Genomic DNA, 25,857 nt, shown 5'->3' with positions numbered 1-25,857 from the left:
ATCAGCGTGACAACTTAATCACATTTGATGCGAGCTTATTTCGGTGTAGTGGGGCGGACTTCGATCTTGCTTGGTAATGTTCTTGCAGGCATTTTGATCAGGTCCGACACGATCTGGCCGATGTCTTCCGGCTGGATTTTCCAAGCATCCTTGTCCGAAGGCTCGTGGTTGTTGAACTCCGTAGCGACGGAACCCGGCATGATGGTCGTAACCTTCACGCCCGCATTGCGCACATCGAGCATCATAGCCTGCGAAAAGCCGACGAGGCCGAATTTGCTAGCATTATAGGCAGTGCCGTTGGCAAAGAAGTTGGTGCCTGCCAGGCTCGCGATGTTGATAAAATAACCTTTCGACTCCGTTAATGCAGCGATGGACGCTTTCGCGCTGAAAAACACGCCCGTGAGGTTAATATCGATGGTTTCTTGCCACAATTCGGCGCTCAGTTCGTGAATCGGCGCGAAATGGCCGACACCCGCATTCGCGATCAGGTAATCGAGCCGGCCCCATTGGTCGAGCACGGTTTGCACCGCTTTTTCCTGGGATTCCAGATTTCTTACATCTGATTCGATAGCCAGTGCGTGACCCGCACGGATTTTGTTCAAAGCTAGTGCAGCTTCGTCGGCATTTTGTTGCGACCGGCTCGTAATTGCCACATAGATCCCGTCGCGGATCAACGCTTCGGCAATACCATATCCTATTCCCCTTGAACCGCCTGTGATCAGGGCTGTTTTGATTGTTTCTGCCATTACCTGAGTTTTTATTTCAAAAATTTACACGTAACGGCTTAACAGCATCAATGATCAGAAGGTTTGGAAAATGAGCTGCCGGTTTCAAAAATCGCCGTATCGCGGGTATTTTTCTGAACCGCAATAGCGCCGAAGATGCCCAACAGGAAGGCGAATGCGTAAAAGCCTTTTTCGCTCGGCAGTAATGTCGCATTCCAGAGGCCCACTACGAGCAACACAATGGCGAGGATGGTCGAAAACCAGGCGATACCGTAGTAAATAGCCGTCACCGGAACGCCTTCCAGCCGGTCGCGTACGCTCTTCTGGACTGACACCGCTGCGAAAAGCCCGTACATTAATACCGTAAAATAATATCCCTTTTCGCTCAGCAGCATTTCCGACCGCCAAAGGCCGATGATGAAGCCGGCCATTCCTACGCCCAATGCGATCCATGACGCGGCAATGAAGGCTCCGGAGGTTTTCTGGGCATTTGTAGTGTTCATGTTAGTGTAAGTTAAATTGTTGGAGAAGGTATTTTGCCTGAATATTACATCATTTTGTGATAAAGTACCATAGGGCGTTTATTTGCCGGTCTCTCCCCAATATCCTATTTTTGCCGGCAGTATACATTTTGACAGATTCTAATCCTATTTATGAAGTTAGTAGCAAATAAAGTTGCATTGGTAACGGGAGCTTCGCGGGGTATCGGACGTTCGATCGCGTTGCGCCTGGCTCAGGAAGGTGCTGATGTCGCATTTACCTATTTGTCCAGCGTCGAAAAGGGCGAGGCTCTGGCCAAGGAGCTGGAATCGTTCGGGGTAAAAGCGAAAGGCTACCGCTCGGACGCGTCCGATTTTCAGGCGGCAGATCAGCTCGTTACCGATGTTATTGCTGATTTCGGCAAGCTCGACGTGCTCATCAATAACGCCGGCGTTACCCGCGACGGGCTCCTTATGCGCATGAGCGAAGAGCAATGGGACACCGTGGTGAACATCAACCTGAAATCGGTTTTCAACGTTACCAAAGCTGCTACGAAATCCATGATCCGTGCCAAAAGCGGGTCGATTATCAATATCACATCGGTAGTTGGTATACGTGGTAATGCGGGTCAGTCGAACTATGCTGCTTCGAAGGCCGGTATCATCGGCTTTACCAAATCTATCGCGCTGGAACTGGGTTCAAGAAATATCCGCTCAAATGCAGTAGCGCCCGGATTTATCGAAACTGAAATGACCGACGCGGTCGATGCCAAGGCGGTCGACGATTGGAAACAATCTATCCCGATGAAGCGCGGGGGCCAGCCCGAAGAAGTGGCGGATGCCTGCGTATTCCTCGCTTCGGACATGTCGCGCTACATTACCGGCCAGGTAATCCAGGTCGACGGTGGTATGTTAACATAGAGTCTTTCTTCGTTAGTAAATAGCTGGCGGTTTCGCCGTATATTGTAGGATCGCCAGCTATTGAATCCCAATCCATGCGGTCAGAGCTCATATTCCAAACCCCTTACTGGTTCATCATTTTCTGCGTGCTTGCGGGCCTGGCGTACGCCTGGTTGCTGTATCAGCCGCAACCGGCCTGGGGTAAGAAACTGAACTACGCGCTTGCCGCTGTGCGTGGCATTGTAGTCGCGCTGATTTGCTTCCTTTTGCTGAGCCCGCTCGTGCGGCGTTCACAAACGTCGGTCGATAAGGCCAAGATCGTTTTCGCGATCGACAACTCGGAATCTGTTGGTAAATACGGACAGGCAGCAATGGAGCTGGTGAGAGCCGCTTCCCGCGAGCTGAACGATTCAGGATTTGAAGTAAGCATTGAATCGCTCGGAGGCGCCGGGAAGAATGCGGATTCGATTGCATTCAATCAGAATAGCACCAACCTGGCAGGGCTGCTGCAAACGGTCCGTACCAATTTTGAAGGCCGAAACGTGACGGACGTCGTACTCCTGTCGGACGGCATCGTGAACCAGGGCATATCGCCCACCTATAATCGTTATCCGTTCAGGATCAATGCGCTGGCAGTCGGAGATTCGGTTCCAAAGCTGGATATCCGGATTAAAGATGTGGTGAGTAACCGCATCGCGTACCTGGGCAACGAGTTCCCGGTCAGGGCCGAGGTCGGAGCGAATGGGTTGCAAGGCAAAAGCACGACGATTACTTTAAAGCAAAATGGGCGTGTGATCCAAAGCCAGCCCGTCGTCATCGACCGTGCGGAATACTTCAAGGCATTCGACTTCAAAACATCTTCCGCCCAGAAAGGTGTTCAGCACTATACGATAGAGCTGGGCGCAGTTTCGGGAGAAACATCCGGCCGGAATAACCGGAAGGATGTTTACATCGACATTATCGATGGCCGCCAGAAGGTATTGCTTATGGCGCTCGCACCACATCCCGACATCAAAAGTATCCGGAGTGTGATCGAGGCGAACGATAACTATGAGCTGGATATCAATATTTTATCCATTGCCAATAACCCACCGGCCAATACTAAGCCTTACGACCTCGTGATACTGCACCAGATCCCGAATGTGCTCGGGTTGGGTAATGCACAGGTGCGCAAGTTTCTGGATGCGAAAATGCCGCTGTTTTTTATCCTGGGAAATCAATCGGCGGTGCCGCTGGCGAGCTCGCTGAACCGGTCGCTGTTCATCAATGTGGCGGCCAACAACCAGGTGGATAAGGTTACAGCGCGGTTCAATCCTGCATTTTCACAACTAAATCTGGATGCGGAGAGCCTGAAATTGCTCGAACGCCTTCCACCGCTGTCGGTGCCTTTTGGAGAGTACAATATATCCTCGGGCACGGAAACAATCCTTTTCCAGAAGGTAGGAACGCTTAATACGAACAAGCCGCTGCTGGTTTTAAACACCAATGGTGATCAGAAAACGGCCGTGCTGGCAGGAGAGGGGATCTGGCAATGGCGACAGGAGGAATTTGCCCAGACAAGCAAACAGGAAGTAGTGGATAACCTTTTTCAGAAGCTGATCCAGGTGCTTTCTGTGAAGGAGGACCGCCGGAAATTCCGGGTGTACCCGATCAGCAATGAGTTTGAGGCCGGCGAACAGGTAGCATTTCAGACGGAAGTTTACAACGATATTTACGAGCCGATTTTTGGTCAGGAAGTGAAGCTGGAACTGGTGGATGAAAAGGGTAAAAGCAAACAATTTACCTACACCCATTCGAAGGAGACCCCCCGTTTCAATGTGAGTGGGCTTGCCGATGGCGTTTACCGCTACGCGGCGTCGACGATCATGAAAGGTAAAGAGGAACGTGTTTCGGGCCAGTTTGTGATCCGCAACGCCGATCTTGAACTGAGCAATACCACAGCGGATTTCGGAATGCTCCGCGATCTGGCGAGGCGGTCGGGAGGAACATTCATGACGCCTGCATCACTTCAACAATTTATTCAAAAACTTAAAAATGACCGCCCGGCCGACAGGCTGGACAGTACCGAAGATATGGTCGAGCTGATCTATCTGAAATGGCTGTTCTTCCTGATCGTAATATTGCTGGGAGCGGAATGGGGACTTAGAAAATACCATGGCGGTTATTAATGTCTGGTCCCGGTGTGATCGAATGCGTTTTACTCTTCATTGTTTACTGATTTGCCTCCTGGCTGGAACGCTGTCTCCCGTGTGCGCGCAGGTGCCGCCGGTCGACACGCTTGTCCGCGACACGCCTGTCCGCGACACGCTTGTCCGGGACACCGTATCTCAGGTGAGGCCCAACTACAAAATGCTACGTGGTATTTTTGCCGCTCAGTCGGCCATTTACCTGGGTACTATTTACGGATTGAGCAAATCGTGGTACAAAAATCCGTTGACCAAATTCACGATCGAAGACGACAGCCGCGAGTGGTTACAAATGGACAAAATGGGGCACCTTTACACATCTTACCAGATTGCCCGCCATACTGCGGCATTGTATAAAAAAACAGGTATTTCGAAACGGCAGATGTTGGTTTATGGCGCCATTTCCGGGATTATTTTTCAAACACCGATCGAAATTCTCGACGGCTTTTCGCCCGACTATGGTTTTTCGCCCGGGGACATGATCGCGAACATCACGGGTTCGGCATTATACCTCGGCCAGGTAGCGCTGTGGGATGAGGTTCGCATTCAGCCCAAGTTTTCATTTCACTACACTTCGCTTGCGCATATAAGGCCCCAATTGCTCGGAAGCACCTGGTCGGAGCGATGGCTGAAAGATTATAACGGGCAGACTTACTGGTTCTCGGCCAGCCCCAGGTCGTTTTTTAAGGGCTCCGACTGGCCTGCCTGGCTGTGTTTTTCAGTAGGTTATGGTATCCAGAATATGGTCTCGGCTCAGAAAGACGTAAGCATTGAAAAGGGTTACCGGCCTTACCGGCAATATTATTTATCGCTGGATATCGATCTCACGAAGATCAAAACGCGGAGCAAGTTTGTTAAGACGCTGGGTTTCCTGGCCAATTCCATCAAAATTCCAGCCCCTGCATTGCAGATCAGCAGGAAAGGCGTGGACTTCAAACCATTTTATTTTTAACAGTATTATTTGAATCGAAAAGTGGTTCATCTGATCGGAAAGCAATATTTACTATGAATATCGGAGATAGAGTACGGTTGGTGCACGGTAGGGAAGAGGGTGTTATTTACGCTTTTTTGCCTGGTAATGTGGTGGAAATCGAGATCGAGGACGGGTTTCGCATTCCCGTTCTCAGAAACGAAATTGTGACGATTTCGCCTGTGGAATCGCAACGAATGGTCAAGCCCGAAGAACCGAAGACAGTGGCGGCACGTGCGGATGTGATCGTACCGCGCAATGCTCCATTCGCTGAAAAAGGCATTTACCTGGCATTCATTTCCGTGAACGACCGTTCATTGACTGTTCACGTCATTAACAATACCGACTGGATATTACCATTCACAGCCGTAGCGGCTTCCGAATCGGTGACTACCGGCCTCGCTGCCGGCGTTTTGCAACCGCGCACTTCGCAAAAGCTGACCGAAGTACTGATGAAGGATTTCGAGTCGTGGCCGGTTTTCGACATTCATGCATTGTATTTCCGCGAAGGCAATCACCAGTTGCCCGTCGCATTGAACAAACGTATTCGTTGCCGTGCCCAGTCGTTTTACAAAAACAAAGGCAAAGTGCCGGTGTTGGCGAAGGATGGCTTTGTGTATCAGCTGGATGAAGAAAATCTGAAACGCGAGTCGCCCGGTATTTCGGAGGATATCGCAGGGGAAATCAAGGCGAGTATGCTTGGTCAACCGGTTTCGGAGCAAAACACCCTTCCCAAACCCGATCAGTTGGTCGATCTGCATATCGAAAAGCTGGTTAACAACCACAAAAGCCTGTCCAGTGACGCGATACTGAAAAAGCAGCTGGATATTTTCGAGAGTAACCTCGAATCGGCCATTGCCAATGGAATGGACGAAATTACGTTTATACATGGCGCTGGCAGCGGCGCTTTGAAAAATGAGCTGCACCGCAGGCTGGGAAAGAACCAGCATGTGCAATTTTTTAAAGATGCATTAAAAGAGAAATTCGGATACGGTGCAACCCTCGTCAAAATCAAGTAATGTATACGTCAGGCGCGGTTATTTTCTGGTAATCGCGCTGGCAGCCGTTGTTTTTTGGAGCTGCGGTTCTAAAAAAACCTCCCCTAAGGCCCCTATGGAAGAATACAAATATTCGGATAAGGAGATCCAGAACGAGAAACATTTGTCGGTGCTGAACGTACCGGTCGAGATTCCGGTTGCGGAAATCGAAAAGCAGATCAACAACCAGATCAAAGGGTTGATCTACGACGACGACAGTTACGAGGACGAGAATAACGACAACCTGAAAGCGAAGGTGTGGAAGATCAGTCCTATCAAAGTCGTCGCGATCGATTCTTCGTTTCTATTTGAAGTACCACTGAAAATCTGGGTGAGTGCCGGGTATAAGGTCAGTCCGCTGGGCATGACGATGTCGGGATACAAAGATACCGAGTTTTCAATCCGCATTCGGCTGATTTCCGAAATAGGCATTACGCCGTCGTGGCAGATTAAATCGGAAACCTATGTTGACAGTTACGACTGGCTCAGCGAACCGAACATCCGCGTGGCGGGCATCAATATCCCCATTAAGGGAATGGTGAGCCGTATGCTGAACAAGAATTTTGATAAGATCACCGAGGCCATCGACGAGCAGGTAGCAACGAACCTCGCACTCAAAAAGAATGCGGAGCTGGCCTGGAACATCGCGAGGCAGCCGGTTATGCTCGCTAAGGAATATGATACTTGGCTGGTGATCGTGCCCACGGGTGTGGAGATGACGCCCTTACTTGCGAAAAATAATATCCTCCGTTCGGTCATTGGTATTAAAGGTTATACGCAAACTATTACGTCGGCAGTGAAACCCGCCGTGGCGCCTGGACAGAAGCTGCCCGACTTGCGGATTGTGGATAAGGTCCAGGACGACTTCAAGATCGGGTTGATCAGCCTGGTGTCGTATGAAGACGCGGCAAAATTGGCTACCAGGCAGTTTGCCGGCGAGAAGTTCTCGTTTTTGAGCGGAAAGTATAACGTGGAGGTTACTTCCGTTGAGATGTACGGGCAGAACGACCGGCTGGTGATCAAAGCCGGGCTGAAAGGCAGCATTAGCGGCGATATTTATTTAAAGGGAACCCCTTACTATGATCCCGCCACGCAGCAGTTGTCGCTCAAAGGCCTTGATTACGACCTGGATACGAAAAATACGATGGTCCGGACAGCCGGCTGGCTCTTGCAGGGGCAGTTCAGCAGGATGATGGAAAAGCGGATGGTGTTTCCGGTTGGCGGCCAGATTGCCGACGCAAAAAATACCATCCAGAAAACACTTGCTAACTACAAAGTCACCGAAGGTGTAGTTGTAAAGGGAATACTTTCCGATATTGTGCCCGATAAGGTTTACCTTACTCCGAAACATCTTTATTCTGTTGTATTTGCGACTGGAAAAGTGAATTTGAAAGTCGACGGATTGAAAGGAATCTGATCAGAAATTTGTACAAAAATCAGCCAGAGTGCCATCTTTTTTTACTTTTTATGGTATATTGACTGCTGATCGAAAGAAAGTATTTCTTAGCTTTGTGGTCAGAGGAAAGGTCTAAGCTGTCCTGCCGCTGCGGTTTTTAAACCGGGGAGGAAAGTCCGGGCAGCACAGAGTGCCGTACTTCCTAACGGGAAGGCAACGTACTGGCGACGGTCCGTTGACAGCAAGTGCCACAGAGAAGATACCGCCCTGGCATATTTTTTGTATGCCTCGGTAAGGGTGAAAAGGTGGAGTAAGAGCCCACCGGTTCCCTGGTGACAGGGAATGCATGGTAAACCTTACGGGCTGAAAGATCAAATAGGTGTCGGTTAATGGGGCTACTCGTCCCTGTTCCCTCGGGGACGCCGGCACGGGTAGATCGTTAGAGGTTCCGGGTGACCGGAATCCTGGATAAATGGCAGGAGCGGAGATCGGGCAACCAATCGAAGTGACAGAATCCGGCTTATAGGCTTTGGCTTTTTTTCTGATTTTTGAATTTGTTTATAATGCTATATTTGAATTGAATCACATAACGCGTGTTTCCCATGAAGAAAAAGAATCTTTACGTTGCTTTACTTTGTTCTACCCTCCTGAGTTACAATACGTACGCTCAAAATCGCACGTATGATGGACCCAACAAAATGAATACTTGGTCGATCACAGGTTACGGAGGTATTACAAAATTCTTCGGAGATTTGACCCAGTACAATGGCTTCAAGCGTGGAGACCGGGAAGAATTAACAGGTGGTTGGGGGCTTTCAGTCAACAAGCAGCTTTCGCCGCTTTGGGGTATCCAGCTGACGGGTTACAACGGCCGTCTTCAGGGAGCCAAGGACAATCACCAGAGCTCGCTGAGCGGTGATACTTACAGTGCCACTTTCAACAGCCCATCATTTGTTCAATTGACATTGGACGGAACACTTAACGTGAACCGTTTGCTGCTCGGTTACAACAAATTGCGCCGTTGGAAAGTAGATGCGCATTTGGGAGGTGGTATCATTTACTACCACACGGACGTAGACTACACCAACGTAACCAAAGGAGGTCCTGAAAAACATTTTTCCACCAACACCGATGCCAGTTCGAAAACAGCTGGTAAATGGGAACGAAACGGATCCACTTACACACGCGAATGGGTAGTGCCGGTTGGTTTTACCGTTCACTACGAACTTAGCTCACGGTTCGACCTTGGTCTGGATTACACCCATAACTTTGTGAATACAGAGAAGCTGGATGCGACTGTTGGAGGATTGAGCGACTACGATAGCCAACAGGGAATCTGGACGTTTGCAAAAGGTGATTCGAAAAACGATGCTTACGGAATGCTGTCACTGGCGCTTACCTACAAGCTTGGTAAGAACGCGGTAAGAGCCAAAGATGGCAAATACGATGCAGCCGCGGGTCGTTACCACCTGCGTTGGGCTAACCCACAACAGCTGATCCCTGTACCTTACAACCCGACTATGAACGATGCGGATTCAATCGCGAAAGCTAACATGCCTAAGCCGGTTGACCCACGTCTTTATACTGACTCTGATGGTGACGGTGTAGCCGACCTGTTCGACAAAGAAGCGAATACACCTGCTGGTAGTATCGTTTCAGGGGGTGGGGTAGCATTGGATATCGACAAGATCATCCGTGACGCTATCAAAAACAACCTGCCGAAAGACGAATGCGAAGCCTTGTTCAGTAACATTGAATTCGATACCGATAAGGCTATCATCCGCAACCCATCGAAAGAAACACTTAGCAAAGTAGTTGAGCTCCTGAACATGCGCACCAACTGCCGCATCGTACTCGTAGGTCACACGGATGCCCGTGCTTCCGACAGCTACAACGTATCCCTGTCACGTCGTCGTGTGGATGCAGCAAAACGCTTCCTGGTTCGTGCTGGTTTGACAGATCCTAGCCGTATCATTACTGAATACTACGGTGAATATCGTCCGATCGCAGAAAACACAACGGTGGAAGGTCTTCAATCCAACCGTCGTGTTGAGATCAAGATTCTGCCTAACAATACAATCCGCTCTACTTACCCGGCTGGTTTCCGCCGCTAGTAGTTTAGGGAAATACACTGAAAAGGGAGGCAAGAAATTGTCTCCCTTTTTTGTTTGCCTCTATTTAAAAACAGGAAAGTTTTGCGTACCTTTGCACCCTGTTTAATTACGGGACGAGCTCCCAACCATAACAAATTCACAAATGGCAGTTAAAATAAGATTAGCGCGTCGGGGACGCAAAAAGAAAGCGATCTATGATATCGTAGTCGCAGATGCCAGAGCACCACGTGATGGTCGCTTCATCGAAAAATTGGGTATCTACAACCCAGGTACCAACCCTGCTTCCATCGTTTTGGAATCAGACAAAGCAGTTGACTGGCTTTTGAAAGGTGCTCAGCCAACGGATACAGCCCGTTCAATTTTGCAACACGAAGGTGTATTGCTCCGCAAGCACTTGCAAGTAGGTGTTTTGAAAGGTGCTATCTCGCAAGAAGTTGCAGATTCACGTTTCGAAGAGTGGAAAGGCTCGAAAACAGATCGTAAAGCTACTGCTGCCGATACACTGGCATCGCAGAAAGAGGCTGACAAGAAAGCAAAACTCGACGCTGAACGTAAAGTTAACGACGCTCGTGCTGAGGCGATCGCCAAGAAAAATGCTCCTCCTGTGGAAGAAGCGCCAGCTAGCGAAGAAGTGGTTGAAGAAACTGCTACCGACGAAGCTGCTATCGACGCAACGGATGCAGCAGCAGAAGCTCCGGCCGCAGAAGAGTCAGCAGAATAATTTAATGTTACATACATGCTTTATGGGTCTGTCGGTATTCCGCACAGACTCATATTGTTTTATACAGAACTAAAATATTAAATCCCGCAAATGACACAGGACAACTGTTATTTATTGGGCTATATCGTACGGACCCACGGCACTGCCGGCAACGTGGTGATTTATCTGGATGTGGATTATCCGGACGAATATGACGACCTAGAAACGGTTTATATCGAAATCAAAGGCGAATTGGTGCCTTATTTTATCGAAGACATCAACTTGCAGAAGCAAAGCAATGCGATTGTGACCTTTGAGGATGTTGATACCATCGTAAAAGCACAGGCGCTCGTGGGAAGCTCGCTTTACCTGCCTCTGGAAGAACTGAACGAGCTCGGCGATGACGAGTTTTACTATCATGAAATCAAAGGTTTCACGGTGGTAGACGAAACGAAAGGCGAGCTTGGCGTGGTGCGCGAAGTGTATGCTTTGAATGGTCAGGACCTGATCGCGATGGATTACCAGGGCTCGGAAGTGCTGATCCCAACAGCCAATGATATTGTGATTAAAGCTGATAAGGAGGCTAAATCACTGCTTGTAAATCTGCCGGAGGGCCTGTTGGAAGTTTATCTCGATAACTCATCAGAAAGCATTCCCGATGATGCGGATTGATATATTGACCTGCGTTCCGAACCTGCTCGACAGCTTTTTCGCGCATTCCATCCTGAAACGGGCGCAGCAGGCAAATCACGTGGAAGTGGTAGTCCACGACATCCGCGATTACTCGACTAATAAGCACCGTACGATCGACGATTACGCATTCGGCGGCGGTGCCGGAATGGTGTTGCAGATCGAGCCGATCGCGCGCTGCATTCGCGCATTACAGGGTGAAAGGGAATACGACGAGATCATTTACCTCACCCCGGACGGCGAGCAAATGCAGCAGCGAATGGTGAATCAGCTTTCGTTAAAAGGAAACCTGATGATGCTATGCGGGCATTACAAGGGCGTCGATCAGCGTGTGCGTGACCTTTTTGTGACCAAAGAAATCAGTATTGGGGATTACGTACTTTCGGGCGGAGAACTCGCCGCCGCTGTACTTTCAGACGCCATTATTCGCCTTATTCCCGGCGTTTTGAATGACGAAACTTCCGCGTTGACGGATTCATTTCAGGACAATCTCCTGGCGCCTCCGGTATATTCCCGCCCGGCCGATTTTGAAGGGCATCAAGTACCCGAGATCCTCATGTCGGGGCATGAAGCGAAAATCGAGGAGTGGCGTTACGAGCAATCGCTCAAAAGAACCAAGGAAAGAAGGCCGGACCTGTTGCAATGACAACGGGCGGCCCGGCCTACGGGGCCCGACCTACGCGGTCCGACCCCTAACTATGCCTGTAATCGCTTAAAAATCCAGGTTACAGTTAATCCATTCATTATCGAAATTGGTGCCGTATTTGCGGTAGAAATTAACCGCCGACGTATTCCAGTCGAGCACCTGCCACATCATTCCCGTACAGCCTACATTTTTTGCAGCAACCACCGTTGCGTCAAATAAAATCTTACCGATCCCGTTGCCACGCATCGATTCGGTTACGATTATATCTTCCATGTAAAGCCGTTTTCCCTTCCAGGTCGAGTAACGATAGTAGTACAGGCAAAGCCCGATGATCTTCGAATCCACTTCGGCAACGAAAAAGTCGTACAGTTTTTCGTTGTAATCCCGGGTCATTTTATCAACATTGTTGGTCACCTGGTTCAAGGCCCGTTCGTAGATCGCAAGCTCTTTTACCAATTCAAAAATTGCTGGTATATCCTCAGCTGTTCCCTGCCTGGTCGAGATATTCATGATAAGCGTTTTATTGATTAGAAAGGTTAAGAATCGAGAATATACTATTTCCTACTGAGAGTTCACATAGTTTTCCCACTTTTCGAGGATGGCCTGGAACCCTTCCGGCAGATCGGTGTCGAATTGTATCCATTGCCGCGTCGTTGGATGTATGAAACCTAATGATTTTGCATGCAATGCCTGTCCCGGAATGAGGCTGAATCCGTTTTCGACCATCGCCTTGTAACTGCCGCTCGAAACACCCCGCAGGATCTTGTCGCCTCCGTACATCGGATCATTGAAGATCGGGTGGCCAATATGCTTCATATGCGCGCGTATTTGGTGAGTGCGACCGGTTTCGAGGTTGCATTTAATCAGCGACACATAGCGAAGCGGTTTAATAACCTCGTAGTGCGTCACCGCATGTTTGCCCTGGCTCCCGTCTACGTATATGTCCATGACGCGCCTGTCGCGCACGCTGCGCCCGATGTGACCGGTTATGGTTCCTTTTTCGGCTTTGGGTTCACCCCAGATCAACGCGTGATAGGTTCGTTCAATTGAATGATCGGCGAACTGGCTGGCCAGGAAAGTCATGGCGAATTCGGTTTTCGCGATCACGAGCAAGCCGGATGTGTCTTTGTCGATACGGTGCACCAGTCCGGGACGACCTTCACCGTTCCTGCCGGTTGGCAGTTGCTGGAAGTGATATACCAAACCGTTGATCAGCGTGCCTGTCCAGTTGCCGTAAGCCGGGTGAACAACCATTCCAGCCGGTTTATTGATGATCATCAGCACGTCGTCCTCATACACGATATTCAGCGGAATGTCTTCCGGCACAATTCCCGTGTCGCGCGGAGGCTCTGGGAGCGAAAGCGTGATCACATCCAAAGGCTTGACCTTGTAGCTGGCCTTCGTCGGCTGGCCGTTCACCTTTACGGCCTCCGCTTCGATCCCGTTTTGTATTTTTGTCCTGGAAGCGTTGGCTACGTGAAGATTCAGGAATTTGTCCAGCCGCATCAGGCTTTGACCTTTGTCGGCGACGATGCGGTAATGTTCAAATAAATCATCCTCTTCCGAGGCAATATCAACAAGTTCTACGGACATTCTTTTTGGAGTTACTATCAACAAAATTATCAAAATAAGTGGATTTACTAAGTCCAACGATACCCACGCCCCTGCAACGGCTCTCTAATGGAGATATTGAGCGGGCGGCGGTACAATTGTTTATCAAACGCGACGACCTCATTCACCCGACTGTTTCGGGTAACAAATGGCGGAAATTGAAATACAATTTACTCGAAGCACAGGCCGGTGGCGAAAAGGCAGTGCTGACTTTTGGCGGGGCGTATTCCAATCATTTATACGCAACAGCGGCAGCGGGACGCGCACTAGGCCTGGATACAATCGGCATTGTAAGGGGCTTGGAACTGGAACGTGAGCAAAATGCGACCCTGCGATTTTGCCGCGAGCAAGGGATGGCGTTACATTTCGTAACGAGGGAAGAATACAGGCAGCGCAATTCGGAAGACTATCTCAAACGGATTTCGGAGCAGTATGGAAATCCATATATGATTCCTGAGGGAGGTACTACCGGGCTCGCGCTGAAAGGCGTCGCCGAAATGGTCGGCGAGGTAAAAGGTCAGCTAGGAATAATGCCGGACTTCATGGCAACAGCAGCCGGGACGGGCGGTACAGCGGCAGGGATCCTCTCGGCGGGAGCTGATGTGCTTGCTTTTTCCGCATTAAAAGGCGGAGATTTTCTCAGTAAAGACATTCATGAGCTTCTGCACGAATATAAGCGGCCCGGGCACCTTACATTGCTCACCGACTTTCACTTCGGCGGTTATGCCAAATGGAACGATGAATTGCTGAAATTCATGCAAGATTTCCGGGCCGAATTTGATATCCAATTAGAGCAGGTGTATACCGCCAAGATGTTTTACGGCCTTTTCGACCTCATTAAAAATGGTTATTTCAAAGCCGGAACAACGATTGTAGCGGTGCATACCGGCGGATTGCAAGGTTTGATCAGGGCGTAGCCACCTCGACTTCTTCCTCGTTATTGGCCGGTTTATTGGAAATAAATTCCTTGATAAGCTCCTTGTCGCCTGCGATCCATAGCACATCCTGGTTCTCAATTACCATAGATGAATCCGGGTTGAGAATACGCTCGCCGTTCCTTTCCAGGCCGACGATCATGCCGTGCGTCATTTCCCGGATCTGACTTGCGCGGATGGTTTTGCCGCGGATATTGTGCTGGGTCTTCACTTCAACGCGTTCGAGTGCGATATTATCCTCGTGTGCCATATACACATCGCCATTCGTACTGACTTCAATGTGGCTTCTGAAAACATCGAGCTGATCGTCCGTGCCGATTACCTCAATGCGATCGCAGGGATAGAGCACCTCGGTGGGCCGGGGCAAGTGGATGGTCTTGCTTCCCCGCTCGATCAGCACTACGTTAATTCCGAATCTTTCCCGGATTTTGAGCTCCTGCAAACTTTTACCGATCATGGTGGAGTCGGCACTTACTTCGAGGAATGCGAAATGCGCGTCCCAGGGGAGCAGGATCCTTTTAGATTTACCACTTCCTTCAAGCTGCCTTGCATTGAGATTTTGCAAGAACCGGTCTTCGATTTTGTGGTAAAACTGTTGAAGCCTTTGATAAAAAATGGCGAACCCCAGTACCATAATGCCGCCCGCTACAATGAATGCGGTCTTTGTCGAGAAGAATGAATTGAGCAGGAAGGCCATTAGCAGAATGGCGATTATCACCCGCGAAAGTTCAAGCAGCAAAAGCGGGCCGCGGCTGTATTTGCGGCTCAGCCAGATGGCGGAATAGGCTTTTCTGTTGCCCCTTTTGAAAACCAGCGCCCACAAAAACGGAGATATCAAGAGGAATGTAATGCCAAATAGCACCGAGTTGGTAAGGAAAGTTTCGGGTACACGTGTATGCAACTGGTGCGCGAGCTGGCGCGACGACGCGAGGATGATCCCGACTACAACAACCGAATTTAATATCACCGTTTGGGCGTAAGATTTAAGGATTTGGTTCCATTGTGTGGTGTGCACAATGGTTTCGGTACTGGTGCTGTACCGGTTCAGGTAGAGCCGCCATTTTTCGGGCAAGCGTCTGTCCAGCCATTCATACAGTGGTTCGGAGGCCTTCATCATGTAGGGTGTTGCAAATGTCGTGATCACGGAAACTCCCACGGCAATCGGGTAAAGGAATCCACTCGTGACTTTCAGTGATAGGCCCAGATTGGCTATAATGAACGAGAATTCGCCGATTTGCGACAAGCTCATACCTGATTGCAGCGATTTTTTTAGCGGCTGACCGGAAATTACCGCCCCTAGTGTAACGAACATGGTTTTCCCGAATATTACAACGAGCACCAGAATGGCCGTCGGAACCGCATAGTCAAGCAATAAGCCGGGGTTGATCAACATGCCCACGGAGATAAAGAACACAGCCCCAAAAAGGTCCTTCACCGGTTTCAGCAAATGTTCGATTTTCTCCGCATGCGTAGTTTCTGCAAGAATAGAACCCATGATAAACGCACCCAATGCAGCGGAGAACCCGGCCTGGGTTACCAGGAATACCATTCCGAAACAAAGCGCGACAGAGGTGATCAGCACGCTTTCGTCGTTCATCAGGTGCCGGTAGCGCCGCAGCAGGGTAGGGAACACAAAAATGCCGCCCAGAAACCAGATTGTGAGGAAGAAGAAGAGTTTTAAGCTCGATTGGATTAATTCAAATCCTGCAAACTGCTGGCTGAGGGACAATGTCGACAGCAAGACCATGAGTAACACGGCGGTTAGGTCCTCTATAACCAGAATCCCCATTACCACACGGGTGAATTTTTGGGTTTTCAGGCCCAGTTCATCAAATGCCCGGAAAATAATGGTTGTGGATGAAATGGCAATGATACCTCCCAGGAAAAGGCTGTCTGTTTTACTCCAACCGAGCAATTGGCCCGTCAGGAAGCCGGTTCCCAGCATCATCGAGACTTCAAATAAACCGGTAATGGCGGCCGTGTTGCCTACTTTGACCAGTTTTTTGAAACTGAACTCCAAACCCAAATTGAAGAGCAGGAATATCACACCAATCTCCGCCCAGATTTCGATGGTTTTGATGTCGGTAATGGTGGGGAACAAATGGAAATTGGGACCAACAAGTAACCCGGCCAAAATGTAACCCAGCACGACAGGCTGCTTCAATTTCTTGAAGATCAGGGTAATGATACCCGCCATCGTGAGTATTAAAGATAGGTCAATGATTAGTTGTGGAACGTGCGTCATGAAGGGGTGGATCGTTGATGGAAAATTTACTAAGATGAATAAAATACAAAAAGCCTTCGACGAATCAAAGGCTTTCTGTGTTTTATCTTATAGGAAATTTTAACCTACACTTCCTTCCAGGCTGATTTCCAGTAGTTTTTGCGCTTCGACGGCAAATTCCATCGGAAGCTGGTTTAATACTTCTTTAGCATAGCCATTCACGATCAATGCAACGGCTTGTTCGGTAGGAATACCGCGCTGGTTGCAATAGAAAAGAATGTCTTCACCGATCTTCGAAGTGGTCGCTTCGTGTTCTACGGTGGCCGACGGGTTGTTTACCTCAATGTAAGGGAAGGTATGCGCGCCGCATTTATCGCCGAGCAACAGGGAGTCGCATTGCGAGAAGTTGCGTGCCTTTTCCGCTTTTTTGAACACCTGAACCAAACCGCGGTAAGAGTTCTGGCTCTTTCCGGCAGATATACCTTTGGAAACGATCCGGCTTTTTGTGTTTTTACCGATGTGGATCATTTTCGTGCCCGTATCGGCTTGCTGCATATTGTTGGTTACAGCTACCGAGTAGAACTCACCGATCGAATTGTCGCCTTTCAGGATCACCGAAGGATATTTCCAGGTAATCGCAGAACCGGTTTCAACCTGTGTCCAGGAAATTTTCGAATTGGGGCCGTCGCAAAGGCCGCGTTTTGTCACGAAGTTGTAAATACCGCCTTTCCCTTCTTTATCGCCTGGGTACCAGTTCTGTACGGTCGAATATTTAACATTTGCATTGTCGTGTGCGAAGATTTCAACCACCGCAGCGTGCAGCTGGTTTTCATCACGCATTGGCGCTGTGCAACCTTCGAGGTAGCTCACGTGGCTGTCTTGGTCGCCGATGATCAGCGTTCGTTCGAATTGCCCTGTTCCGGCCGCATTAATACGGAAATAAGTCGAAAGCTCCATCGGGCAGCGAACGCCTTTGGGGATATATACAAATGATCCATCGGAGAAAACCGCCGAGTTCAAGGCTGCATAGTAGTTATCTTTCGGAGGTACAACCGAGCCCAGGTATTTCTTCACAAGCTCCGGATGCTCACGAATTGCCTCGCTGATGGAGCAGAAAATGATGCCTTTTTCTTTGAGCGTATCCTTGAAAGTCGTGAAGACCGACTCGGAGTCCATTACCGCGTCAACGGCAATGCCGGAAATCCTTTTTTGTTCATTCAAAGAAATTCCCAGCCTTTCGAAAGTATTGCGCAACTCGGGATCGATGTCGTCGATACTCTCCACCGCCTTCTTTTTCTTTGGCGCAGAGTAATATTTGATAGCCTGGAAATCGATAGCCGGATAATGCACATTCGGCCATTTCGGCTCGTCCATAGTCAGCCACAAATGATATGCTTTCAGGCGCCATTGCAGCATCCATTCGGGTTCATTCTTTTTGGCAGAGATAAACCGGACAATATCGTCATTAAGACCCGGAGGGGCCTCATCTGCCTCAATGTCAGTTACAAAGCCGTATTTGTATTCCGAACTGGTGATTTCCTCCAACAATTCTTCTTCTTTGCTCATAGTCGTAATAATGTCACACTCTGGTTGGTATAATGCTAACACAGAGAAGTGGGATTGAGTTTAATCAGAAGGTCAAAAATACGGAAAATTGTGGAGATTACGGTAGCTGAAGGTGGAAATAGGTTTTCGACCGATTAAAACAAAAGACGCGCCTGGCCAGACGCGTCTTTTGTTTTTTGGTACGCGAAAAGCGTTATAAATAGGTTTTTGACGACAGGTAGTTCTTTACATAATCGTCGATACCGTCTTCCAGGCTGCTGAACGGACGGGTATATCCTACCGAGCGCAGCTTGCTCATATTGGCCTGGGTGAAATACTGGTATTTGTCGCGGATATCGGCCGGAGTATCGATAAACGAAATGTCCGGCGTCTTACCCATTGCCAGGAATGTGTTGGTAACGAGGTCTTTGAAAGTCCGCGCCTTACCGCTTCCGAGATTGTAAATACCCGAGTTTTTGCGGTGGTGCATGAAGAAAATGCAGACGTCGATCAGGTCTTTTACATAAATGAAGTCACGCATTTGCTCACCATCCTTAAAATCCGGGTTATGAGAGCGGAAAAGCTTCATTTTCTCCGTCGCATTGATCTGGTTATAAGCATGGAATATCACCGAGGCCATCCGGCCTTTGTGGTATTCATTAGGCCCGTAAACGTTGAAGAATTTCAGGCCGGCCCAGAAAAAAGGCTTTTTCTCCTGCGCCAATGCCCATTTGTCGAATTCGTTTTTGGAATCGCCATAGGGGTTTAGTGGTTTCAACTGGCCGATCGTCGATTCATTATCGTCGTACCCGTGCTCGCCCAACCCGTAAGTAGCTGCGGACGAAGCGTACACGAGGGGGATCTGATATGCTACGCATTTCTCCCAAATGCCTTTGGAATAATTTACATTCAGTTCATCAAAAATTTCCTTGTCGAATTCCGTGGTATCGGTACGCGCGCCGATGTGAAAAATGAATTCCACGTCGCGGTTGTTCGCATCCAGCCATTCGAAAAGTGCATTCCTTTCTACTTTTTCCTTGATAATCTTTCCTTCGAGGTTCTCTGCTTTCTCGATTTTGGAAAAATCGTCCACTGCAATAATGTTTTTAAAGCCGTCCTGATTGAGGCGGCTGATAAGCCCGCTGCCAATAAAGCCGGCTGCTCCTGTTACGATAATCATCTAGATTATATGTTAAACGGTAAAAAGAATGCCAGATAAGAGTAGCGAACCACGTCGATCTACTCTTAAATTTTAAGATCGAAATAGGATTTTTTTTAGTTATCCTCTTGTTAACAAACAAAACTACGGATACAAGGTGTAATTTTGCGCCAGAATTATCAAGTGGCAGGAAGTTTTATGATTTACGTAACAAGAAAAGAGCATTTCAATGCGGCGCACCGGCTTTACAATCCGGCGTGGACTGATGAGAAAAACCAGGAAGTATTTGGCCCCTGCGCCAACAACAACTGGCATGGGCATAATTTTGAGCTGATTGTTACCGTAAAAGGGAAGCCGGATCCGGATACGGGTTTTGTGATTGATCTGAAAGTGCTGGGCGATATCATGAAAGAGCAGATCGTCGACAAGGTTGACCACAAGAACCTGAACCTTGACGTGGATTTCATGCAAGGCAAGATGGCTTCCTGCGAAATATTCGTGATGGAAATCTGGAATATCCTCGAACCGTCCATCGCGCAGGCCGCGCCGAATGCGAAACTGCATTATATAAAGCTGATCGAGACACCTAAGAACTTTGTGGAGTATTATGGGGAATAGGTTGACTGCCGCCGGCCGACTATCGACAGCCGGTCGTTTATGAGATATTACCTGATCGCGGGCGAGCGCTCTGGGGATCTGCATGGTTCCAACCTGATCAAGGGTATCAGGGCCAGTGATCCGGATGCGGAATTCAGGGGCTGGGGCGGCGATATGATGGAGGCGGAGGGTATGAGCCTAGTAACTCATTATAAGGACACCGCCTTTATGGGTTTCCTGGAAGTGGTCATGAACCTGCGGACGATTACCGGTTTTCTCAAAAAATGTAAGGCTGATATCCTCGATTATGAGCCGGATGCATTGATCCTCATCGACTATCCGGGCTTCAACCTGCGCATTGCATCATTTGCAAAGTCTAAGGGGCTGAAAGTGTTCTACTACATTTCTCCGAAAGTCTGGGCGTGGAATCAGAAACGCGCCTGGAAGATCAAGGCCAATGTGGATCACATGTTCGTGATTTTCCCGTTCGAGATCGATTTTTACAAAAAATACGATTACCAAGTGGATTATGTGGGCAACCCGCTCATGGATGCTATTGCCGCATTTCGCCCCGATGCCGATTTTCGCCGGAAACACCACCTCGATGACCGGCCCATCATTGCATTGCTTCCGGGCAGTCGCAAGCAGGAGATCATCGGCATGCTCGACACCATGCTGACGACACAAAAGCATTTCCCGGAGTATCAATATGTGATTGCAGGTGTGAAGAATTTGCCTTCTACATTGTACGATCAACATTTATCCGGCGGCAAGACTGCGATTGTATACGAAAGTACTTATGATCTGCTGTCAGTCGCGGACGCGGCACTCGTGACTTCGGGTACGGCTACATTGGAAACGGCTCTTCTCAAAGTACCGGAGGTGGTTTGCTACCGCACGAGCACTATTTCGTATGCATTGGCCAAGCGGCTGATCCGCATTCCGTTTATTTCTCTGGTAAATCTGATATTGGAGAAAGAGGCTGTGCGGGAATTGATCCAGGATGAGTTGAATGAAGAAAATCTCGTGGCGGAGCTGAAATGCATTGTGCCTGGCGGCGATAAAAATGTAGGGCAAATGCGGGATTATGAACGCCTTGCGGAGTTGGTAGGAGGTGCGGGAGCTTCTGAACGGACAGGCGGTTTAATAGTTAAATATCTCCAATAACTTTCAAATCCTCAGGAAGTGCCTGGAAGTCTGCCGTAACCATCGTTGTGTCCATCGTTTTTTCCTTTTATTAATTACTTTAAACAAAAAGGCAGCACAAAACGTATCTCTGTTTGGCAATTACGTAGCTGTCTACGTATATTTGAACTTAAAATATGATATTTTGAAATGAACATCTTCAATGAAGTAGGCGCTCTGGCAATTTCAACGCGTTTGCAGCGGCTGAGCGATCAGTTCCGGAAGGACGGCGTGCTCATTTACCAGCACAATGGGATCAACTTCGAACCGAAATGGTTTCCGGTCATTTATGCGCTTCATGCGAAGGAAGCTTTGGGTATTATGGAGCTTTCGGAGGAAATCGGATACGCGCATCCGTCCACGATTAGTCTTTTAAAGGAGCTGGAAAAAGAAGGGCTCGTGGAGTCATTTAAGGACGGGCGCGACGAACGGAAACGTATGGTGCGACTTTCCGGGAAAGCCAAGGCCCTGGTGGAGCAAATGCAGCCTGTTTGGGGGAAAATCCGGAAAACTGCGGAACAGATTATCGATAATGCAAATAACCTTTTGCAAGCTATGGACGAAACAGAATATCAACTCAACAAAGAAGGATTTTTTGAGCGCTACAAAAGAATGGAAAACGAGGAGACCAATGCAGCCATTCGAATTGTAGACTACACACCGGAGTATGCACAAGCCTTCTACGACCTAAACTACGCCTGGATTTCCGAGACCTATGAAGTAGAGCCGGAAGATGAGAAGACGCTTTCCAATCCCGAAACCTATTATCTGAAAGACGGCGGCGCGATCCTGATCGCGCTGTACGGCGATGAGCCTGTTGGTACCTGCGCGTTAAAGCGCAACGGCGATGTAGTTGAAATGAGCAAAATGACTGTTTCAAAAAGCATGCGGGGGAAAAAGATCGGCGATTTGCTGGGTAATGCAGTGATTGAGAAGGCGCGGGAGCTGGGAGCGAGCAAAGTGATCCTGTATTCCAACCGGAGAGGCTCGGCGGCAGGTATTAATCTCTACAAAAAGCTGGGATTTGAAGAAGTGCCGCTTACGGGGCATAACTTCAAACGGGCGGATATTAAGATGGAGCTGGGATTGGGTTCCTAGTTGAATATCTTTTCCAAATCGATTTTTAGCTCGGGAAAAATGGACGATTGTACCGATTCAACTGCTGGCTGCAATCCCACATATTTTCCTGTCTTATCGAGCACGTATACCAACACCGCATTTTGAGACGGTTCAACAAGCCAATATTCCCGGACGCCGGATTCCTGGTACAATTCAAACTTGTTATGCATCTCTGTATTCGAGTTGCCGGGAGAAAGTACTTCAACGATCAGATCCGGCGCTCCTAAACAACCACGCTCGTCTAATTTTGCCTCGTCGCATATTACACACAGGTCCGGTTGTACCACGGTGTAGATTTTTTGATCCGCGACATTTTGGTCCTTTCTAGGCAATCTTACATCGAACGGAGCGAAAAAAGCCTGACAGTAATGGTTTTCAAAATAGCCACCTATCCTCAAATGTAATTTCGCTGAGATTTGCTGATGCCGGGTACTCGGCGCGGGTGACATCTTAAAAATCTTCCCCTTAATCAGTTCCACGCGCTCCTTGAAATGCCAAAGCAAATAATCGGCGTAAGTATAAGTTCCGCTTAGGTCTAGTTCGTTGATATCTGTTACGATTGTGGGCATAGCGCGTTCTTTTAAGTAAATCTACCCAAAATACCACCGGAAGTCAACAACGGATGAGCAGATGCCCATTCTGAATGATCAGGTCTTCCGTTTCTTTTTTCGAGCGGAAGGAAACAGCACGTTGTTCAATATCAGCCGGTAACCCGGCGAGTTGGGATAGAGGTTCAGGTCGGTTGGCATCCGGCGACCACCTCCGCCGCGGCCTTCGGGATCGTGGCCGCCGTAGAAGGTCCATTGCCCGCGACCAAGTTCACCGTAGATGTAGCGGTCGGAGTTGCTGCTGGTGCCCATGACGAGCGAGCTCGGTTTGACGGTGTATTTGGAGAATGCGGTGGTTTGTCCGAAAAACTCGCGGATCAGGTGCTCGTGGTTTTGCACGAGCATGGCGGGTATCACGTCCCATTTAGCCGAAAAATCGAATAGGGAGAAATAGGCATCGTTTTCGCCCCAGCCCCGGTAGCGGCCGGCCGCGGAATTGATATCCGAGAAATTCATCCCGTCGTACTCGTCAAGTTGCAATTTGAAATTGTAGAATGCGAATGTCTTGTCGAAATCCAGCTTAGACTGGGCGTCGGGATCTATGCCGTCGCCGTCGAGGTTATCCACAATGTCTACGCCTTCAGCTGCAAGGGCAATATCGAACGTTTCGGCGCCGGAGCACATGGCGAATAGAAAGCCCCCGCCCGCGCAAAACTCTTTAATGGCCTTGGCGACGGCAAGTTTCATTTTGGGTACTTTGGAGAAACCATAACGACTGGCAATGGCTTCCTGGGCTTTGATATCGGCCTCACTGGTACGGCGCAGGTTTTTCCCGAATTGCCCCGTGAAGTCCTCGTGGTGCAAATGCAGCCAATCGTATTTGGGAAGGTCGCCGCGGAGTATTTCTTCGTCGTAAATGACTTCAAAAGGGATTTCGGCATATTTGAGCACAAGTAACACCGCGTCGGTATTTTCAAATTCGGCCGGACTGATCTTGATCGGCGAGTACACCGCGATTTTCGCCGCCTTGAACAGTTTCACCACATCCATATTCACATTCGGATTGCTGATCTCGTTTACGATCTGGGCACTTGCCGCCTCCGAAAGCACTTCATAGGAAACCGCCCTCAGTTTGCACTCATTTTCAATCGATTTGCTGTATTGGATTTTAAAACTACCACCCCGGTAATTAAGCAGCCAATCGACTTCAATATCCCCTTTCAGCAGAATGTAAGCCAGTCCGTATGCCTTCAAATGGTTGGTTTGCGTATTGTCCATCGGTATCAGGATCTGGTTTGCCAGACAGACCTGCGCCAGGAAAACCAGCACGAGCGGTAGAATCTTTCTCAGCATAGTTAAGAAACGTTTGAGGTCCGAAGCTGCATCGTCAGGGGAGGTAATCAAATTTAACGAATAATCGGCATTTTAGGTGGCTGGTAATGAGGTTTTTGTATGAATATCCCGGTCCCGGTGGGCTAGTGCCCGATTCGATTCGGAAATAATGCATTTGCTGGCTATTTTTGGAATATACGTCAACCACCTGCATAACTCATGACCGAAACACAAATCCTGAACTACGCCCTCAATCAGTTCGCGGGGATCGATGCCGAAGCATTTGAATTGTCGGCCCCGTACTGGCAACGAAAGACCTACGGGAAAGGAGAGTTTTATAATGAATACAAAAATGTTTGCAAGTACCTGGGGTTTATCCTCGACGGTGTGTTCCGGACTTACTATATAGATGACGAATCGGCGGACGAGAAGAATGTCTTTTTCTTTTCAAAGAACCAAGTGGTGGTAGCGTATAAGAGTTTCGTAACACAAACGCCGTGTAGCTATTATACGGAATCGATGACGGAGTCGACCGTACTGTACATTCATATAAATCATCTCAATGAATTATATGGTAGGTCACACCATTGGGAGCGTTTCGGTCGGCTGGTGGCGGAAACTGCATTTAACCTGGCCATGAACCGTGCCGAGGAATTCATGTTCCGTACGCCCGAGCAGCGTTACCTCGAACTGATCCAGAACCATCCCGACATTTTTAACAACGTCCCGTTGTACCATATAGCCTCTTATCTGGGCATTCAGGCACCTTCTTTGAGCCGGATCAGAAAAAGAATGGTGGGTAAATGACGATCTTAACTTGGGTTAAGAATATAGTCTGGCTTTGTGCTGAATTTTGTCATGTTCAAAGATTGAACGAGAAAGAAAATCAACTTTTAACCGATAGAAATCATGAAAGCCAATAACACCAAAACCGTCGTATTTGTAACAGGTGCATTCGTAAGCCACAATGGCTGGGACCAATGGAAAACGTATTTTGAAGACCAGGGTTACACCACTTACGCACCGGCCTGGCCCCACAAAGATGCACCCGCAGCTGAACTGAGAGACAGACAACCCAACGATACCGCACTGGCCGGTCTGACATTCAAAGAGCTGGTCGACCATTATGCCGATTTCATCAAAGCATTACCCGAAAAACCGATCATTATCGGCCATTCTCTGGGCGGTTTGATCACACAAATTCTGATTAACCGTGATTTAGGCGTTGCAGGTATCGCCATCCACCCAGTTCCCCCACAAGGCGTGATCCCTTACGAATTCTCCTTCCTGAAAGCGGGTTATAAAGTGTTCGGGTTGTTTACCTCTTTGAAAAAAACTTACCTCATGTCGCTCGCCGACTGGCAATATGCTTTCACCAACGGAATGACGCTCGAAGAACAAATGAAAACCTGGGAAGAGAACGTGATCCCCGAATCCAAAACCGTAGCCCGCGGCGGTATTACTTCCGCAGCCAAAGTGGATTTCAAAAAAGCACACGCCCCATTGCTGATTACCTCGGGTGAATTCGACAATATTATCCCTGCCTCACTGAATCTCCGCAACTTCAAAGCCTACAAAAACAACGGCTCGGTGCTGGATTACAAAGAGTTCCCTGGCCGTAACCACTTCGTTTTAGGTCAGCCTACCTGGAAAGAAGATGCCGATTACATCCTCGACTGGATCAGCAAACATTAAGAACTGATTCGACGCCCAGGCGTAGCGGCCGCCGCCAGGGTTGGAAACAGTTTTAGAATGAGCC

General features: G+C 48.8%; 24 protein-coding genes and 1 other RNA gene. 16 read left to right on the top strand and 9 right to left on the bottom strand.

All coding sequences use genetic code 11. The features are described 5' to 3' along the window. Positions 1 to 35 precede the first annotated feature (35 nt). Both ACTJJJ_RS22440 and yiaA read right to left on the bottom strand, forming a co-directional pair. The gene (locus tag ACTJJJ_RS22440; protein ID WP_188935818.1) at positions 36 to 746 is read right to left on the bottom strand and encodes an SDR family oxidoreductase; all 711 of its coding nucleotides are present in this window, start codon (positions 744 to 746) and stop codon (positions 36 to 38) included. A gap of 47 nt (positions 747 to 793) precedes the next feature. Further along, a complete protein-coding gene (gene yiaA / locus ACTJJJ_RS22435; protein WP_188935816.1) occupies positions 794 to 1,228 on the bottom strand; it encodes an inner membrane protein YiaA in 435 nt (144 codons plus the stop codon). A gap of 150 nt (positions 1,229 to 1,378) precedes the next feature. On the opposite strand from yiaA, the gene fabG reads away from it, so the two are divergent. The 10 genes from fabG to trmD all read left to right on the top strand — a co-directional run bounded on the left by fabG (position 1,379) and on the right by trmD (position 11,843). Next, positions 1,379 to 2,125 (top strand): 3-oxoacyl-[acyl-carrier-protein] reductase, encoded by a 747-nt coding sequence (fabG, locus tag ACTJJJ_RS22430; protein ID WP_188935813.1) that lies wholly within the window; start codon positions 1,379 to 1,381, stop codon positions 2,123 to 2,125. 74 nt (positions 2,126 to 2,199) lie between these two features. Continuing rightward, complete coding sequence (locus ACTJJJ_RS22425) at positions 2,200 to 4,272, top strand: VWA domain-containing protein (RefSeq protein WP_426295834.1); 2,073 nt, start codon at positions 2,200 to 2,202, stop codon at positions 4,270 to 4,272. A 22-nt stretch (positions 4,273 to 4,294) separates the two neighbouring features. Next, entirely contained in the window at positions 4,295 to 5,242 is a 948-nt protein-coding gene (locus ACTJJJ_RS22420; RefSeq protein ID WP_440703079.1) for a DUF2279 domain-containing protein, read from the top strand. 53 nt (positions 5,243 to 5,295) lie between these two features. Continuing rightward, positions 5,296 to 6,279 carry a DUF2027 domain-containing protein gene (locus tag ACTJJJ_RS22415; protein ID WP_440703078.1) on the top strand — a complete coding sequence of 328 codons (984 nt, stop codon included), beginning with the start codon at positions 5,296 to 5,298 and terminating at the stop codon, positions 6,277 to 6,279. Positions 6,280 to 6,373: 94 nt separating this feature from the next. Then, positions 6,374 to 7,714 carry a DUF4403 family protein gene (locus ACTJJJ_RS22410; RefSeq protein WP_440703077.1) on the top strand — a complete coding sequence of 447 codons (1,341 nt, stop codon included), beginning with the start codon at positions 6,374 to 6,376 and terminating at the stop codon, positions 7,712 to 7,714. A gap of 108 nt (positions 7,715 to 7,822) precedes the next feature. After that, an RNA gene (rnpB, locus tag ACTJJJ_RS22405) (RNase P RNA component class A) lies at positions 7,823 to 8,232 on the top strand. Between the two features lie 159 nt (positions 8,233 to 8,391). Next, positions 8,392 to 9,807, top strand: a complete 1,416-nt coding sequence (locus tag ACTJJJ_RS22400; RefSeq protein WP_426295832.1) for an OmpA family protein — start codon at positions 8,392 to 8,394, stop codon at positions 9,805 to 9,807. Between the two features lie 142 nt (positions 9,808 to 9,949). Beyond that, positions 9,950 to 10,528, top strand: coding sequence for a 30S ribosomal protein S16 (locus ACTJJJ_RS22395; protein ID WP_188935801.1), 579 nt, complete (start codon positions 9,950 to 9,952; stop codon positions 10,526 to 10,528). A gap of 90 nt (positions 10,529 to 10,618) precedes the next feature. Beyond that, entirely contained in the window at positions 10,619 to 11,179 is a 561-nt protein-coding gene (gene rimM / locus ACTJJJ_RS22390) for a ribosome maturation factor RimM (RefSeq protein ID WP_188935800.1), read from the top strand. Then, positions 11,169 to 11,843, top strand: coding sequence for a tRNA (guanosine(37)-N1)-methyltransferase TrmD (gene trmD / locus ACTJJJ_RS22385; RefSeq protein ID WP_440703479.1), 675 nt, complete (start codon positions 11,169 to 11,171; stop codon positions 11,841 to 11,843). The genes rimM and trmD overlap by 11 nt, the downstream gene beginning before the upstream one ends. A gap of 66 nt (positions 11,844 to 11,909) precedes the next feature. Here trmD and ACTJJJ_RS22380 read toward each other — a convergent pair whose 3' ends face one another. Then, complete coding sequence (locus ACTJJJ_RS22380) at positions 11,910 to 12,353, bottom strand: GNAT family N-acetyltransferase (protein ID WP_188935799.1); 444 nt, start codon at positions 12,351 to 12,353, stop codon at positions 11,910 to 11,912. Positions 12,354 to 12,404: 51 nt separating this feature from the next. Beyond that, the gene (locus tag ACTJJJ_RS22375; RefSeq protein ID WP_440703076.1) at positions 12,405 to 13,436 is read right to left on the bottom strand and encodes an RluA family pseudouridine synthase; all 1,032 of its coding nucleotides are present in this window, start codon (positions 13,434 to 13,436) and stop codon (positions 12,405 to 12,407) included. 38 nt (positions 13,437 to 13,474) lie between these two features. Between ACTJJJ_RS22375 and ACTJJJ_RS22370 the strand changes: the two genes are divergently transcribed. Continuing rightward, positions 13,475 to 14,371 (top strand): 1-aminocyclopropane-1-carboxylate deaminase/D-cysteine desulfhydrase, encoded by an 897-nt coding sequence (locus tag ACTJJJ_RS22370; RefSeq protein ID WP_440703075.1) that lies wholly within the window; start codon positions 13,475 to 13,477, stop codon positions 14,369 to 14,371. Here the strand turns inward: ACTJJJ_RS22370 and ACTJJJ_RS22365 are convergent. The 3 genes from ACTJJJ_RS22365 to rfaD all read right to left on the bottom strand — a co-directional run bounded on the left by ACTJJJ_RS22365 (position 14,361) and on the right by rfaD (position 19,338). Continuing rightward, positions 14,361 to 16,634 (bottom strand): cation:proton antiporter domain-containing protein, encoded by a 2,274-nt coding sequence (locus ACTJJJ_RS22365; RefSeq protein ID WP_440703074.1) that lies wholly within the window; start codon positions 16,632 to 16,634, stop codon positions 14,361 to 14,363. The two genes, ACTJJJ_RS22370 and ACTJJJ_RS22365, sit on opposite strands and share 11 nt — an antisense overlap. A gap of 99 nt (positions 16,635 to 16,733) precedes the next feature. Next, on the bottom strand, positions 16,734 to 18,179 hold the full coding sequence (sufB, locus tag ACTJJJ_RS22360) for a Fe-S cluster assembly protein SufB (protein WP_188935795.1): 1,446 nt from the start codon (positions 18,177 to 18,179) through the stop codon (positions 16,734 to 16,736). A 193-nt stretch (positions 18,180 to 18,372) separates the two neighbouring features. Continuing rightward, positions 18,373 to 19,338 (bottom strand): ADP-glyceromanno-heptose 6-epimerase, encoded by a 966-nt coding sequence (rfaD, locus tag ACTJJJ_RS22355; RefSeq protein WP_188935793.1) that lies wholly within the window; start codon positions 19,336 to 19,338, stop codon positions 18,373 to 18,375. 177 nt (positions 19,339 to 19,515) lie between these two features. On the opposite strand from rfaD, the gene ACTJJJ_RS22350 reads away from it, so the two are divergent. From ACTJJJ_RS22350 to ACTJJJ_RS22340, 3 genes are all read left to right on the top strand, one after another. Next, positions 19,516 to 19,935: a 6-pyruvoyl trahydropterin synthase family protein gene (locus ACTJJJ_RS22350; protein WP_188935791.1), complete on the top strand. Its 420-nt coding sequence runs from the start codon at positions 19,516 to 19,518 to the stop codon at positions 19,933 to 19,935. Positions 19,936 to 19,974: 39 nt separating this feature from the next. Then, the gene (gene lpxB / locus ACTJJJ_RS22345; protein WP_440703073.1) at positions 19,975 to 21,081 is read left to right on the top strand and encodes a lipid-A-disaccharide synthase; all 1,107 of its coding nucleotides are present in this window, start codon (positions 19,975 to 19,977) and stop codon (positions 21,079 to 21,081) included. Positions 21,082 to 21,249: 168 nt separating this feature from the next. Next, positions 21,250 to 22,197 (top strand): bifunctional helix-turn-helix transcriptional regulator/GNAT family N-acetyltransferase, encoded by a 948-nt coding sequence (locus ACTJJJ_RS22340; RefSeq protein WP_440703072.1) that lies wholly within the window; start codon positions 21,250 to 21,252, stop codon positions 22,195 to 22,197. Here the strand turns inward: ACTJJJ_RS22340 and ACTJJJ_RS22335 are convergent. After that, entirely contained in the window at positions 22,194 to 22,787 is a 594-nt protein-coding gene (locus ACTJJJ_RS22335; RefSeq protein ID WP_188935785.1) for a Uma2 family endonuclease, read from the bottom strand. The two genes, ACTJJJ_RS22340 and ACTJJJ_RS22335, sit on opposite strands and share 4 nt — an antisense overlap. Positions 22,788 to 22,865: 78 nt before the next feature. Then, positions 22,866 to 24,119 (bottom strand): asparagine synthetase B, encoded by a 1,254-nt coding sequence (locus ACTJJJ_RS22330; protein ID WP_188935783.1) that lies wholly within the window; start codon positions 24,117 to 24,119, stop codon positions 22,866 to 22,868. A 198-nt stretch (positions 24,120 to 24,317) separates the two neighbouring features. Here ACTJJJ_RS22330 and ACTJJJ_RS22325 point away from each other — a divergent pair, with 198 nt between their 5' ends. Both ACTJJJ_RS22325 and ACTJJJ_RS22320 read left to right on the top strand, forming a co-directional pair. Further along, positions 24,318 to 24,905, top strand: a complete 588-nt coding sequence (locus ACTJJJ_RS22325) for a Crp/Fnr family transcriptional regulator (protein ID WP_188935781.1) — start codon at positions 24,318 to 24,320, stop codon at positions 24,903 to 24,905. Positions 24,906 to 25,007: 102 nt separating this feature from the next. Then, a complete protein-coding gene (locus ACTJJJ_RS22320; RefSeq protein ID WP_440703071.1) occupies positions 25,008 to 25,793 on the top strand; it encodes an alpha/beta hydrolase in 786 nt (261 codons plus the stop codon). Positions 25,794 to 25,857: the final 64 nt, after the last annotated feature.

Origin of the sequence: Dyadobacter sp. 22481 (genome assembly GCF_052044875.1) — a bacterium.
GTDB lineage: Bacteria > Bacteroidota > Bacteroidia > Cytophagales > Spirosomataceae > Dyadobacter > Dyadobacter endophyticus.
This window is presented reverse-complemented; position numbering and strand designations above follow the sequence as displayed.

Excerpts from the sequence above, each read along its gene's own strand:
- ACTJJJ_RS22340 (WP_440703072.1), top strand. The coding sequence starts at position 21,250 with ATGAACATCTTCAATGAAGTAGGCGCTCTGGCAATTTCAACGCGTTTG.
- ACTJJJ_RS22440 (WP_188935818.1), bottom strand. The coding sequence starts at position 746 with ATGGCAGAAACAATCAAAACAGCCCTGATCACAGGCGGTTCAAGGGGA.
- ACTJJJ_RS22335 (WP_188935785.1), bottom strand. The coding sequence starts at position 22,787 with ATGCCCACAATCGTAACAGATATCAACGAACTAGACCTAAGCGGAACT.
- ACTJJJ_RS22330 (WP_188935783.1), bottom strand. The coding sequence starts at position 24,119 with ATGCTGAGAAAGATTCTACCGCTCGTGCTGGTTTTCCTGGCGCAGGTC.
- ACTJJJ_RS22325 (WP_188935781.1), top strand. The coding sequence starts at position 24,318 with ATGACCGAAACACAAATCCTGAACTACGCCCTCAATCAGTTCGCGGGG.
- ACTJJJ_RS22420 (WP_440703079.1), top strand. The coding sequence starts at position 4,295 with ATGCGTTTTACTCTTCATTGTTTACTGATTTGCCTCCTGGCTGGAACG.
- ACTJJJ_RS22350 (WP_188935791.1), top strand. The coding sequence starts at position 19,516 with ATGATTTACGTAACAAGAAAAGAGCATTTCAATGCGGCGCACCGGCTT.
- ACTJJJ_RS22380 (WP_188935799.1), bottom strand. The coding sequence starts at position 12,353 with ATGAATATCTCGACCAGGCAGGGAACAGCTGAGGATATACCAGCAATT.
- fabG (WP_188935813.1), top strand. The coding sequence starts at position 1,379 with ATGAAGTTAGTAGCAAATAAAGTTGCATTGGTAACGGGAGCTTCGCGG.
- lpxB (WP_440703073.1), top strand. The coding sequence starts at position 19,975 with ATGAGATATTACCTGATCGCGGGCGAGCGCTCTGGGGATCTGCATGGT.
- rimM (WP_188935800.1), top strand. The coding sequence starts at position 10,619 with ATGACACAGGACAACTGTTATTTATTGGGCTATATCGTACGGACCCAC.
- rfaD (WP_188935793.1), bottom strand. The coding sequence starts at position 19,338 with ATGATTATCGTAACAGGAGCAGCCGGCTTTATTGGCAGCGGGCTTATC.
- ACTJJJ_RS22375 (WP_440703076.1), bottom strand. The coding sequence starts at position 13,436 with ATGTCCGTAGAACTTGTTGATATTGCCTCGGAAGAGGATGATTTATTT.
- trmD (WP_440703479.1), top strand. The coding sequence starts at position 11,169 with ATGCGGATTGATATATTGACCTGCGTTCCGAACCTGCTCGACAGCTTT.
- ACTJJJ_RS22410 (WP_440703077.1), top strand. The coding sequence starts at position 6,374 with ATGGAAGAATACAAATATTCGGATAAGGAGATCCAGAACGAGAAACAT.
- ACTJJJ_RS22400 (WP_426295832.1), top strand. The coding sequence starts at position 8,392 with ATGAATACTTGGTCGATCACAGGTTACGGAGGTATTACAAAATTCTTC.
- ACTJJJ_RS22425 (WP_426295834.1), top strand. The coding sequence starts at position 2,200 with ATGCGGTCAGAGCTCATATTCCAAACCCCTTACTGGTTCATCATTTTC.
- yiaA (WP_188935816.1), bottom strand. The coding sequence starts at position 1,228 with ATGAACACTACAAATGCCCAGAAAACCTCCGGAGCCTTCATTGCCGCG.
- sufB (WP_188935795.1), bottom strand. The coding sequence starts at position 18,179 with ATGAGCAAAGAAGAAGAATTGTTGGAGGAAATCACCAGTTCGGAATAC.
- ACTJJJ_RS22415 (WP_440703078.1), top strand. The coding sequence starts at position 5,296 with ATGAATATCGGAGATAGAGTACGGTTGGTGCACGGTAGGGAAGAGGGT.
- ACTJJJ_RS22395 (WP_188935801.1), top strand. The coding sequence starts at position 9,950 with ATGGCAGTTAAAATAAGATTAGCGCGTCGGGGACGCAAAAAGAAAGCG.
- ACTJJJ_RS22320 (WP_440703071.1), top strand. The coding sequence starts at position 25,008 with ATGAAAGCCAATAACACCAAAACCGTCGTATTTGTAACAGGTGCATTC.
- ACTJJJ_RS22365 (WP_440703074.1), bottom strand. The coding sequence starts at position 16,634 with ATGACGCACGTTCCACAACTAATCATTGACCTATCTTTAATACTCACG.